General features: G+C 69.9%; 8 protein-coding genes and 3 pseudogenes. 6 read left to right on the top strand and 5 right to left on the bottom strand.

What is annotated here, in order from left to right:
* Nucleotides 1–40: 40 nt before the first annotated feature.
* Nucleotides 41–532, top strand: a pseudogene (locus tag I6J71_RS04815) (DUF4291 domain-containing protein); the annotation flags it as partial.
* A gap of 112 nt (nucleotides 533–644) precedes the next feature.
* Here I6J71_RS04815 and I6J71_RS04810 read toward each other — a convergent pair.
* Nucleotides 645–917, bottom strand: coding sequence for a hypothetical protein (locus tag I6J71_RS04810; protein ID WP_204093613.1), 273 nt, complete (start codon nucleotides 915–917; stop codon nucleotides 645–647).
* Between the two features lie 308 nt (nucleotides 918–1,225).
* Between I6J71_RS04810 and I6J71_RS04805 the strand changes: the two genes are divergently transcribed.
* Nucleotides 1,226–4,945: a multifunctional oxoglutarate decarboxylase/oxoglutarate dehydrogenase thiamine pyrophosphate-binding subunit/dihydrolipoyllysine-residue succinyltransferase subunit gene (locus I6J71_RS04805; RefSeq protein ID WP_204093612.1), complete on the top strand. Its 3,720-nt coding sequence runs from the start codon at nucleotides 1,226–1,228 to the stop codon at nucleotides 4,943–4,945.
* Between the two features lie 128 nt (nucleotides 4,946–5,073).
* On the opposite strand, the gene I6J71_RS04800 is transcribed toward I6J71_RS04805, so the two are convergent.
* On the bottom strand, nucleotides 5,074–6,639 hold the full coding sequence (locus tag I6J71_RS04800) for a S8 family serine peptidase (RefSeq protein WP_370542082.1): 1,566 nt from the start codon (nucleotides 6,637–6,639) through the stop codon (nucleotides 5,074–5,076).
* A gap of 191 nt (nucleotides 6,640–6,830) precedes the next feature.
* On the opposite strand from I6J71_RS04800, the gene I6J71_RS04795 reads away from it, so the two are divergent.
* Nucleotides 6,831–7,349, top strand: coding sequence for a GNAT family N-acetyltransferase (locus tag I6J71_RS04795; protein WP_204093611.1), 519 nt, complete (start codon nucleotides 6,831–6,833; stop codon nucleotides 7,347–7,349).
* Between the two features lie 10 nt (nucleotides 7,350–7,359).
* Nucleotides 7,360–7,590 carry a hypothetical protein gene (locus I6J71_RS04790; protein WP_239154432.1) on the top strand — a complete coding sequence of 77 codons (231 nt, stop codon included), beginning with the start codon at nucleotides 7,360–7,362 and terminating at the stop codon, nucleotides 7,588–7,590.
* A 218-nt stretch (nucleotides 7,591–7,808) separates the two neighbouring features.
* On the opposite strand, the pseudogene I6J71_RS47630 reads toward I6J71_RS04790, so the two are convergent.
* Nucleotides 7,809–7,901, bottom strand: a pseudogene (locus I6J71_RS47630) (ABC transporter permease); the annotation flags it as partial.
* Nucleotides 7,902–7,998: 97 nt separating this feature from the next.
* Here I6J71_RS47630 and I6J71_RS04785 point away from each other — a divergent pair.
* Nucleotides 7,999–8,948, top strand: a pseudogene (locus I6J71_RS04785) (IS481 family transposase).
* Between the two features lie 37 nt (nucleotides 8,949–8,985).
* Here I6J71_RS04785 and I6J71_RS04780 read toward each other — a convergent pair.
* The gene (locus I6J71_RS04780; RefSeq protein WP_204093610.1) at nucleotides 8,986–10,074 is read right to left on the bottom strand and encodes an ABC transporter ATP-binding protein; all 1,089 of its coding nucleotides are present in this window, start codon (nucleotides 10,072–10,074) and stop codon (nucleotides 8,986–8,988) included.
* Nucleotides 10,075–10,169: 95 nt separating this feature from the next.
* Here I6J71_RS04780 and I6J71_RS04775 point away from each other — a divergent pair, with 95 nt between their 5' ends.
* The gene (locus I6J71_RS04775) at nucleotides 10,170–11,594 is read left to right on the top strand and encodes a bis-aminopropyl spermidine synthase family protein (RefSeq protein WP_204093609.1); all 1,425 of its coding nucleotides are present in this window, start codon (nucleotides 10,170–10,172) and stop codon (nucleotides 11,592–11,594) included.
* On the opposite strand, the gene I6J71_RS50320 is transcribed toward I6J71_RS04775, so the two are convergent.
* Entirely contained in the window at nucleotides 11,591–12,169 is a 579-nt protein-coding gene (locus I6J71_RS50320) for a hypothetical protein (RefSeq protein ID WP_370542081.1), read from the bottom strand. The genes I6J71_RS04775 and I6J71_RS50320 overlap by 4 nt on opposite strands.
* Nucleotides 12,170–12,274 lie beyond the last annotated feature (105 nt).

The raw sequence follows: 12,274 nt of genomic DNA, 5'->3' as shown, positions 1-12,274 counted from the left end.
TCTGTCGCCACCGCCGCGGCGCGCCGCGAGAATCTGCGCCATGCCCGACGAAGTCCCGTTCCGCCGGATCCGCGTCCGGCACGACGAGCGCACCGTCCGGGTCCACCAGGCGTGCTCACCGGTGATCGCGGAAGCAGTGCTGACCGCGGGCACGTTCGTGGCGCCGTTCAAGCGGGAGCGGATGACGTGGATCAAGCCGTCGTTCCGGTGGATGGGCTACCGCAGCGGGTGGGCCACCAAGGCGGGCCAGGAGCGGGTGCCGGCGGTCGACCTCACCCGCGAGGGCTTCGCCTGGGTCTTGGGCCACGCGGCGCTCAGCCACTACAACGTGCACGCCGACCGCGACGCCTGGCGGGCGGCGGTGCGGGCGAGCACTGTCCGGGTCCAGCGGGATCCGGAGCGCGACGTGCGCCACCGGGCGCTGGCGCACCGGTCGATCCAGCTCGGGCTGAGCGGCGAGGCCGTCGACCGGTACGTGGCCGAGTGGATCACCGGGATCACCGACGTCACACCGGTCATGCGGGACATCCGTGAGCACTTGGCGGCCGGGCGCGTGACCGGCGCCGAGGCTCTCCTGCCCGCCGAAGAGCCCTGCCGCTCCTCGCAGACCTCGCCGAAGCCGTCGACGCCGACCGGGAAAGTGGCTAAGGCAGCTCACGCCACTTCAGCTCGCCCCAGCCCGCCGACGTCACTTCCGCGGCCGAGGCCCAGCGGACCGTGCCGGGGCGGACGTGGTCGTGCTGGTCGATCGACCAGTCGGGCTCGCAGGGCTCCACGTGCTCGAACTCGTCGATGTCGGTGGGCGTGCGCCAGACCACACCGCACGAGTCGCACATCAGGACGACCTTGCCGCTGGCGACCACGAGCGGGCGGATGAGCCCCTGGTCCCAGAACGACGGGCACTCGACCAGCCACATCGCGTTGCACCACCTCGCAGAGCCGTTGCGGCGCACAGCCGACGTGGGCCGCATCCTCCGGCCAGTCCACTCGCCCGGCGTGAACGCGGCCGGGCAACGTGGAGAAGGGCTCGCCAACGTTGCCCGAAATGGGCGTGTCCGGTCGCCGACGTCCGCTCCTCGGGACACTTGATCGTGTCAGTGACCGATCCCCTAGTGCGCCAGGCCTCACACGGGGCAGTTCCATCACACGGCCGTCACAGAGGGGGTTAGCCTGGTAGGCGCATTAGCACAGACAAGATCGAGACGGATAGAGGCGAGCCCAAGCCGTGTCCAGCAGCAGCCCTGCGTCACAGTTCGGTCCCAACGAGTGGCTGGTCGAGGAAATGTACGACCAGTTCCTTGCGGACCCCTCCTCAGTCGATGCCGCGTGGCACGACTTCTTCGCGGACTTCAAGCCGACGCAGGCGGCACCGGCGAAGGCCGACAGCGCCGCCACCCCGGCCGCTACGACCGGCAACGGTCACGTCGCCGAGCCGGCCACGAGCGCTGCGCCCGCCCAGCCCACCGCCACACCCGCCAAGCCCGCGGCCCAGCCCGCCAAGCCCGCGGCCGCCCCGGCTCGGCCCAGCGCCCCGACGAGTGCCCCCGCGAAGCCGGCCCCCGCGGCCGCCGCGAAGGAGCCGGCCGCCAAGGAAGAGCCCGAGACCAAGCAGCTGCGGGGCGCCGCCGCGGCCATCGCGAAGAACATGGACGCCTCGCTGTCCGTGCCCACCGCGACCAGCGTCCGCGCCGTCCCGGCCAAGCTGATGGCCGACAACCGCATCGTCATCAACAACCACCTCAAGCGCACCCGCGGCGGCAAGATCTCCTTCACGCACCTCATCGGCTACGCCATGGTGCGGGCGCTGAAGGACTTCCCGAACATGAACCGGCACTACCAGCTGATCGACGGGAAGCCGTTCGCGGTCACGCCGGAGCACGTGAACTTCGGCCTCGCCATCGACATGAAGGGCAAGGACGGCTCGCGCACCCTCGTCGTGGCCTCGGTCAAGGGCGTCGAGGACATGTCGTTCCTGCAGTTCTGGCAGGCCTACGAAGAGATCATCAAGAAGGCCCGCAACAACAAGCTCACCGCGGACGACTTCTCGGGCACCACGATCTCGCTGACCAACCCGGGCGGCATCGGCACCAACCACTCGGTGCCGCGCCTGCAGGCCGGCCAGGGCGCGATCATCGGGGTCGGCGCCATGCAGTACCCGGCCTCGTTCGAGGGCACGAGCGAGAAGACGCTGGTCGACCTGGCCGTCAGCAAGATCATGACGCTGACCTCCACCTACGACCACCGCATCATCCAGGGTGCGGAGTCCGGTGAGTTCCTCAAGCGCATCCACGAGCTGCTGCTCGGCGAGGACGGCTTCTACGACGACGTCTTCACCAGCCTGCGCCTGCCGTACGAGCCGATTCGCTGGGTCAACGACATCCCCGAGGGCCCGGTCGACAAGACCGCCCGCGTGATCGAGCTGATCGACGCGTTCCGGATGCGCGGCCACCTGATGGCCGACACCGACCCGCTGAACTACCGCCAGCGCAGCCACGCCGACCTCGACGTGCTCTCCCACGGCCTCACCCTGTGGGACCTCGACCGCGAGTTCCCGGTCGGCGGCTTCGCCGGCCAGGAGCGGATGACGCTTCGCGACATCCTGGGCGTGCTGCGCAACTCGTATTGTCGGACCGTCGGCATCGAGTACACGCACATCCTCGACCCCGAGGAGCGGCGCTGGATCCAGGAGCGCGTGGAGATCCCCCACGAGAAGCCGGACTCCACCGTCCAGAAGTACGTGCTGTCGAAGCTCAACGCCGCCGAGGCGTTCGAAACCTTCCTGCAGACCAAGTACGTCGGCCAGAAGCGGTTCTCACTGGAGGGCGGCGAGACGGCGATCCCGCTGCTCGACACCATCCTCGACAAGGCGGCCGAGCACGAGCTCGACGAGGTCGTCATCGGCATGCCGCACCGCGGCCGCCTGAACGTGCTGGCCAACATCGTCGGCAAGCCGATCAGCCAGATCTTCCAGGAGTTCGAGGGCAACCTCGACCCGGGCCAGGCCCACGGTTCCGGCGACGTGAAGTACCACCTCGGCGCCGAGGGCAAGTACTTCCGCATGTTCGGCGACGGCGAGACGAAGGTGTCGCTGACCGCGAACCCGTCGCACCTGGAGACCGTCGACCCGGTGCTCGAGGGCATCGTCCGCGCGAAGCAGGACATCCTCGACAAGGGCGACAGCGCCACCGGCGGCTACTCGGTGCTGCCCGTCCTGATGCACGGCGACGCGGCCTTCGCGGGACAGGGTGTCGTGGCCGAGACGCTGAACCTGGCGCTGCTGCGCGGCTACCGCACCGGCGGCACCGTGCACGTGATCGTCAACAACCAGGTCGGCTTCACCACCGCGCCCGAGCACTCCCGCTCGTCGCAGTACGCCACCGACGTCGCGAAGATGATCGGCTCGCCGATCTTCCACGTGAACGGCGACGACCCCGAGGCCGCCCACTGGGTCGCCAAGCTTGCCGTGGAGTACCGCCAGGCGTTCCACAAGGACGTCGTCATCGACCTGATCTGCTACCGCCGCCGCGGCCACAACGAGGGCGACGACCCGTCGATGACGCAGCCGGCGATGTACGACATCATCGACACGAAGCGCTCGGTCCGGAAGATCTACACCGAGTCGCTGATCGGCCGCGGTGACATCTCCGTCGATGAGGCCGAGGCCGCGCTGCGCGACTTCTCCAGCCAGCTGGAGCACGTGTTCAACGAGGTCCGTGAGCTCGAGAAGCACCCGGCGAAGGCGAGCCCCTCGGTGGAGGAGGAGCAGCAGGTGCCCGCGAAGGTCACCACCGCCGTCAGCCAGGACGTCGTGGAGCGGATCGGCGACGCGTTCGTCGACGTCCCCGAGGGCTTCACGCCGCACCCGCGCGTCAAGCCGGTGATGGAGCGCCGCCACAAGATGTCCCGCGAGGGCGACATCGACTGGGCGTTCGGCGAGCTGCTGGCGTTCGGGTCGCTGGCGCTGGAGGGCCGCCTGGTGCGGCTCTCCGGTCAGGACTCCCGCCGCGGCACGTTCACCCAGCGGCACTCGGTGTTCATCGACCGCAAGACCGGCCAGGAGTACTCGCCGCTGCAGCACCTGGCCGACGGTCAGGGCCGCGTGATGATCTACGACTCGGCGCTGTCGGAGTACGCGGCCGTCGGCTTCGAGTACGGCTACTCGGTAGCCAACCCCGAGTCGCTGGTGCTGTGGGAAGCGCAGTTCGGTGACTTCGTCAACGGCGCGCAGAGCGTGATCGACGAGTACATCTCCTCGGGCGAGGCCAAGTGGGGCCAGCGCTCCGACGTCGTGCTGCTGCTGCCGCACGGCCACGAGGGCCAGGGCCCGGACCACACGTCGGGCCGCATCGAGCGCTTCCTCTCGCTGTGCGCGGAGGGCTCGATGACCGTCTCCGTGCCGTCGACGCCGGCGAACTACTTCCACCTGCTGCGCCGCCACGCCCTCGACGGCATCCAGCGGCCGCTCGTGGTCTTCACGCCGAAGTCGATGCTGCGCAACAAGGCCGCCGTCTCGCGGGTCGAGGACTTCACCGGTCAGAGCCGGTTCATGTCCGTCATCGACGACACCACGCCGAACCCGGAATCGGTCCGCAAGGTGCTGCTGACTTCGGGCAAGCTCTACTGGGAGCTCGTCGCGGAGCGGGCGAAGCGCGAGGCCCACGATGTCGCGATCGTGCGCATCGAGCAGTACTACCCGCTGCCGAAGAAGAAGCTGCTCGCCGCGATCGAGCGGTACAGCAACGCGAAGCAGATCACGTGGGTGCAGGAGGAGCCGGAGAACCAGGGCGCTTGGCCGTTCTTCGGTCTCAACCTGCCGCGGAAGTTCCCGGAGGTCTTCGCGGGCCTGCAGGTCGCTTCCCGCCGCCCGATGGCCGCCCCGTCGGCCGGCTCGTCGAAGGTCCACGAGGTCGAGCAGAAGGCGCTGATCGCCAAGGCGTTCGAGTGACCGAGGCCTGATCCGGCGGAGGCCGCCACGGGTTGTCCCGTGGCGGCCTCCGCCGGTTTCCCCGGCTCGCGGCCCCGTGGGCCACCCACCTGCGGAACGGCGAGCGGGAACTCGGCTGGTCCAACCGGTCAGACGGTCAGGGTCCAGCTGTCGATCCGGCCAGTGTCGGCATGGCCGGTGTCTCGCACCCGCAGCTGCCAGGTACCGTCGGCGTCCTGCGCCGAGGTGTCCACGGTGTAGGTGGCGTTGACATCATGGGCCGCGTCGTCGCCGGCGTGCTTCAGCCGGTATCTGGTGCCGTCGGGCGCCACCAGGTCGATGACCAGGTCACCGACGTAGGTGTGCACGATGTGCACGTCGACGGTCGCCGCTGCCGAGGCGGTGCGCGCGCAGTCGGTCAGCGTCACCGAGCTCGTCACCGCGCGACCGGAGTCCGGGATCGCGACATCGTCGTCGGCCGTGGCCGTGCAGCCGGCCGACGGTGGGCCGGCCGAACCGTCGGAGCCGGAGTAGACCAGGACGTTCGGCGAGCCCGTACCCGCGTTGGTGACCTTGTCCTTCGTGCCCGCGTTCACCAGTGCGTCGCGAACCTCCTCCGGCGTGGCCGACGGGTGGTCGGCCAGGTACAGCGCCGCGGCGCCGACCACGTGCGGGGTCGCCATCGACGTGCCGCTGATGGTGTTCGTCGCGGTGTCGCTGCCGATCCAGGCCGAAGTGATGTCGGTGCCCGGTGCGAAGATGTCGAGACAAGTACCGATGTTGGAGAAGTCGGACCTGGCGTCGGTGTTCGTGGTGGCGCCGACGGTGATGGCCTCGGGCACGCGCGCGGGCGAAGCGTCACACGCGCTGGCGCCGGAGGAGTTGCCACCCGCGATGCCGTACGTGACGCCCGCCGCGATCGACCGCTGCACGGCCTCGTCCACCACATCGGAGACCGCGCCGCCGAGGCTCATGTTCGCCACGGCCGGCTTCACGGCGTTCGCGGTGACCCAGTCGATGCCGGCGACGACCTGGTCGGTCGTGCCGCTGCCGGTGCAGTCGAGCACGCGCACGGCCGTCAGCGAGACTTCCTTGGCCACACCGAAGGTCTTGCCGCCGATCGTGCCGGCCACGTGCGTGCCGTGGCCGTAGCAGTCAGTGGCGTCGTCGTCGTTGTCCACGAAATCGTGCCCGGAGACTGCGCGGCCGTCGAATTCGGAGTGGGTGAGGTTGATCCCCGTGTCGATCACATACGCGTGCACGTCGGCTGCTGTCGTGCTGTAGCTGTACTTCGCGTCGAGCGGCAGGTCACGCTGGTCTTCCCGGTCGAGGCCCCACGACGGCGGGTCCGATTGGTCCTGCGTGGCGTGGAGGACGCGGTTCTGCTCCACAAAGGACACATCGGGGTCCGCAGCCGTGCGTTTGGCTTGGGTCTCGGACATCGTGCCGCTGAAGCCGTGCAACGCCGTCGAGAACGTCCGCTCGATGGAGCCGCCGTGCCTGCCGGTCACGCTCTTCGCCGTCGAGTCCACCGAGGTGCCGTCCTTGAGCACCACGAGGTAGCTGTCCTTGACCGCACCGGCGCCACCCGCACCGACGATCGGGCCTTCCTGGGCGAACGCCACCCCGCTCCCGAACACGGTGAGGATCACGATCGAAGCCACACTCCCCAGCGCCGCCAGGCTTCTGCTCAACGTTCCCCGAGATTTCCGCACAGTTCGTCCCTCCTCGACCAGCGCGAACACCTTGTTGGCCCGAGGCTAGGTGCGCGGCCCCGGTCGCAGGAAGGACGGCCCTCGCGGCGGATTTTCAACGGCACTCCGCTGTTCGGAGCAGGCACAAAAGCACATGGGCACGTCGGAAAACGGTTTTACGCGCGGGCGCGGGGCCGGGAAGAATTTCAAGCATGCTGATCCGCCAGGCAACCCGTAGTGACGAGAACGCCATCCGTGCGGTCCACACCGCTGCCTTCGCTCAGGACGGGCTGGACGTGGTGCCCGAGGCCGTGCTCGTCGACGGGCTGCGCGCGGACGGGGACCTCGTGCCGGCGCTGTCACTGGTCGCCACAGTGGACGGTGTGGTCGTGGGCCACGCGTGCTCCAGCCCGGCCGTTGTCGGGGACGATCCGAAGTCCGCGGTGGGTTTCGGACCACTCGGCGTGCTGCCCTCGAGCCAACGCGCGGGCGTCGGCTCGGCGCTCGTGCACGCGACGGCCGGCGCGGCCAACGCGCTCGGCTACGGCGTGCTCGTCCTGCTCGGCAACCCGGCGTACTACACGCGCTTCGGCTTCGTCCTGGCCGAAGAGCTCGGTATCACCCCGCCCGTGGCCGCGTGGGCGCCGCACTTCCAGGCCCGCACGCTCGCCGCGTACACGCCGGAAAACCGCGGTGCGTTCCGCTACGCACCGGCGTTCGACCGACTCTGAAGGAACCCCGATGACCATCCTCTGGCGCCCGACCGGCCCGGTGGAGCTGGAGCTCGTGCGGCAGCTCGACTGGCGCGTGTGGCCGCCGCGGCTGCCCGAGCAGCCGATCTTCTACCCGGTGCTGAACGAGGACTACGCCATTCGCATCGCCCGCGACTGGCACGTCCGCCGCGACGGCGCCGGCTTCGTTACCCGCTTCGAGGTCGAGACAAGTGATCACGAACCACGTTCGTCGACCTAGGGTGACCGCCATGCCTGCTGACCCCTGACAGCCTTGCGGCCCGGCACGCCCAGGCCCACCCAGCGTAAGCCTCGCCGCACAAGCTGCCATCAACGGCCGACCGGATCACCGACACCGTGCTGCAGTCACCGCCATCGGGTCTGAGCTGCGAAGACTGCATCGACCGCTTCAGCGCCCTACCCGCTGACCGCTCCCGGAACACCCGGTGACACGCGATCGAGCGGCACGAGCGCGAGGTAGACGTGCTCGCCGAGGTCGCCCAGGATTTCGCCGCGGTTGTTCGCGCTGCCGAGGTAGCGCCCTAGCTGTATTTGGCCAGGAGGTTGGTGGCGAGGGGCCTGGTTGACGTGGGGAGAGCCTCCGGGTGGGGTGTGGTTTGTCGAGGACCCACTCCAGGCGGAGGCTCTCGTGTCTCACCGTAATGCCCGGACCACATTCGTGGGCAGGTTGCTGATCGTCCAACGTCACCGGGCGGGGTGGCCGAAGGCGCACACCGCGTCCGCGATGGGGATCTCTCGTAACTGCGTGAAAACCTGGCTGGACCGGTATGCCGCGGAGGGCGAGCCCGGTCTTCGTGATCGGTCTTCGCGCCCGCATTCCTCACCTCGACGGACGAGCGAGGAGACCGAGCGCCGGATTGTGCACCTGCGCCAGAGCCAGCGTCGTGGGCCGGACTGGCTCGGAGCCGAGCTGGGAGTGCCGACGCGGACAGTGTCGCGGGTGCCGGCCCGCAACAATATCCCGCGATTGACGACGCTCGACCCGTTGACCGGCGAGGTGATCCGGGCCAGCAAGACCACCGCGGTGCGCTATGAGCGGGACCGGCCCGGCGAGCTGGTCCACATGGATGTCAAGAAGATCGGCCGCATTCCCGACGGCGCGGGGTGGCTTCCCGGTGCACGCGGCCATGTCCCGCAGTGTCAAGGTCGGGTTCGACTACGTCCACTCCCTGGTTGATGACCACTCGCGGCTGGCCTGTTCCGAGATCCTCCTGGACGAGAAGGGACCGACCTGTGCTGCATTCTTGCTCCGGGCAATCACCTACTTCGCCGGCCACGGCATCACCGGCATCAGCGATTGATGACCGACAACGCCTGGGCCTATCGCCGGTCCCTGCGTGGGGTCTGCGCCGGGCACGGCATCCGGCAGAGGTTCATCAAGCCGCACTGCCCCTGGCAGAACGGGAAGTCGAGCGCCTCAACCGGACTCTGCACACCGAATGGGCCCACCGGCAGGTCTTCACGAGCAACACCGACCGAGCCGGCGCCCTTGCACCCTGGCTCGAGTACTACAACACTCAACTCCGCCACAGCGCACTCGGCGGACGCCCACCCACCAGCCGACTGCCACCAACCTGATGGCCAAATACACCTAGCTCGCCGAAGAACCCGCCCTTCAGGACGCTTGCGGGGTGGCCTCGATCACATCCAGGACCTGGCGGGCCACGACCGCGCCGACGACACGATGCCCGTCGTCGACCACCACGCCGAGGCCGGCGGGCGAGGACAGCGCGGCGTCGAGCGCGCCGCGGATCGGGGTGCCCTGCACGTACAGGGAACCGCCGGCCACGAGGTCGGCCTCGGTCAGGTCACCATCCACAGTGGAGCCGGGCGGGAGCCAGCCGCGGGGCTGCTTCTCGGTGTCCACCACGAGCTGCCAGCCCTCGGTCGGACCCGGCACCTTGGTGCCGAGCTCGAGGAGATCCACAGGGGACACTTCGACGCCGTTCGCGGACACGAAGGAGAGCCCGCGGTATCCGCGATCCTTGCCGACGAACGACGCGACGAAGTCGTCGACGGGGTGGCGCAGCACCTCGGACGGCGTGCCGTACTGAGCGAGCACGCCGCCCACACGCAGCACCGCGATCTTGTCGCCGAGCCGCACGGCCTCGTCGATGTCGTGCGTGACGAACACGATGGTCTTGCCCAGCTGCGACTGCAGCCGCAGCAGCTCGTCCTGCAGCTCCTCGCGCACGATGGGGTCGACGGCGGAGAACGGCTCGTCCATCAGCAGCACCGGCGAATCGGCCGCGAGCGCCCGGGCCACGCCCACGCGCTGCTGCTGGCCGCCCGAGAGCTGCGCCGGGTACCGCTTGCCGAGCTCCTTGGGCAGGCCGACCGTCTCCAGCAGCTCGGCCGCGCGGGCACGCGCCTTGCGCTTGTCCCAGCCGGACAGCAGGGGCACGGTCGCGACGTTGTCGAGCACCGTCCTGTGTGGAAAGAGCCCGGCGTGCTGGATCACGTAGCCGATGCCGCGGCGCAGCAGCGCCGGGTCGCCTTCGCTCACGTCCTTGCCGTCGAGCAGCACTGCGCCCGAAGTCGGCTCGACCATGCGGTTGATCATCCGCAGCGAGGTGGTCTTGCCGCAGCCGGACGGGCCGACGAGCACGGTGACCGTGCCGTCCTCGACGGTGAGCGAGAGTCCGTTCACGGCCACCGTGCCATCCGGATACCGTTTGGTCACGTCGCGGAATTCGATTGTCACGGACTTCTCCCCACGTCAGATCTTCATCGACCGTAGCCCACTCGGCGGGGCCTTGGCAGCCTTTCCCGCCCAGTGGCCGGTTAGGCTCGGCGACCGTGACCGCTCTCGACGACGTCCTGGCCGCGCACGGCGCCGGCGTGCGCCCGCTGTACGAGGTGATCGACCTGCTCCGCACGGGTCCCCGCGAGCTCGCGGACCTGGTGCGGCTGAGCGCGGCACCGCGGCGCAGCGTCGAGGACGTGCTGATGGCACTGGAGGCCGATCTGGAGCGTTCCGCGGCGGGTGTCCGGATTTCGCCGGACGCGTTGCCCGCGTACGAGACGTATCGGCTGCCGCGCCTGCCCGACCCGCTCGACGACGCCGTCGCCGCGCACCCGGACCTGCTCGCGGAGCTGGCGACGCAGATCGCCGCGGTGCCGGCCCCGCTGGCCGCACTCGACCACGTTCAGGCGACGCCCGAGACAGTGCTGCGCCGCGCGTTGTGGCTCAGCGCCCGCTACGACCTGCGCCGCTCCCGCCTGCTCTTCCTCGGTGACCACGACCTCACCTCGCTCGCCGTGCGCGCGGTGTGCCCAGAAGCCGAGCTGACCGTGGTGGACCTCGACGAACGCGTGCTGTCCTACCTGGACGCCACGAGCGGCCGGACGATCACCCTCGCCCACACCGATCTGCGCATCGGGTTGCCTCCTGCCGTCGCGGGCCGCGCGGACCTGGTCTTCAGCGATCCGCCGTACACGCCGGAGGGCATGGGGCTGTTCGCCGCGCGGGCCGTGCAGGCGCTGCGCGAGCCGACCGAAGGCCGCGTCCTGCTGGCCTACGGCTACAGCCCCCGCCACCCCGCGCTCGGCGCCCAGGTGCAGCGTTCGCTCGCGACGCTGGGCCTCACGTTCGAGGCGATCCTGCCGGACTTCAACCGCTACGCCGGCGCGCAAGCCGTCGGTTCCGCCGCCGACCTCTACGTCTGCCAGCCGACGGCGAAAGCCAAGAAATCGGGCGGGCGCAAGGGAAAGGCGGCGATCTACACCCACGGCCCGCAGTCCGTGGAAGCGTCCGGGACGAAACCCGCACTCCTGTCGGCGCTGCGCGAGATCGCCACCGAGGGCGGCCTCGCCCTCGAAACCCGGCCCGTCGACTGGTCCGCCTCCGGTCCCGAGGGCGACGCCGTCGCGATGGACCTCACCGCCGACCCGGGTCCCTGGCTCCTGCGCACGTTGCTCGGCACCAATGCCCGCCGCCTGGCGCTGCTGGTGCCGAACAATCACCCGGACCTCACCGACGCGGCCGCGCAGACGGCGCTGACGGACCTGGTCGCCGCCAAGTACCGCCTGCGCTTCCTGCGCAGCACTCCGGACAACCGGCACGCGATCGTCACGGCCGATGCGGTCGAGCACCCGTCGGAGATCCTGACCCGCGCCCACGCGCGGCTCGCGAACGTCGCCCTCGATGTCCCCGCCGAACTGACGGACCTCCGGCTGGTGGACGTGCCGCGGCACCGGCTCGTGGAGCTGCTGGACCGCTAGTACAGCTCGGCGGCCAAGGCCTTGGACACGGCGAACACCTGGTCGTCGTAGACCTGGAGCTCGACGTCGGCCGGCGTCGGGTGAGCGGCGTGCCGCGTGGTGATCACCTGGATCGCGACGTGGTCCGCGCCCGCGGCGTGGTGTTCGGCCGGCCGCGCGGCGACGGTCGCCGCGTCGCCGTGCGCGACGACGGCGTCGATGAGCCGGTCGCTGCCTTCGCCGGCGAGGTCGTCGTCGGTGAAGCCGAGGCGGAGGTCGTCGTCGGTGAAGCCGAGGCGGCGGAGGTTGGTCGTGTAGTTGACCAGGCCGAGGTACGGGTGCTTGATCCGCGGCCGGGCGGTGGCGCGGGCGCGCACCGGATCCGGGTCCGGCACGACCTTCATCTCCGGTGCCGGCACCGCAGCCGGGCCCAGCGCCTCGCGTGCGAGCTTCGTGTGCGCGGGCGGCACCGGGTACGGCACCGCCCCGCCCGCGCGCTCGGCGGTCGGTGCCAGCATCTTGGGGCCGAGCGCGGCGATCGCCCGTTCTTCGACCGGCACCCCGCCCGCATCGAGGCCGTCGAGGTACTGCTTCACCGCGGCGAGCGGTTTGCGGAACTCCTGCGTCTGTTCGGGGTGGCTGGCTTTGATGCCGAGCCGGAACCGGCCGAGGAACCGCTCGGCCAGGCGGTGGTACGCCGC

The organism is Amycolatopsis sp. FDAARGOS 1241, from assembly GCF_016889705.1.
GTDB lineage: Bacteria > Actinomycetota > Actinomycetes > Mycobacteriales > Pseudonocardiaceae > Amycolatopsis.
The sequence above is the reverse complement of the archived record's forward strand: the minus strand, read 5'-3'. Positions and strand labels throughout refer to the sequence as shown.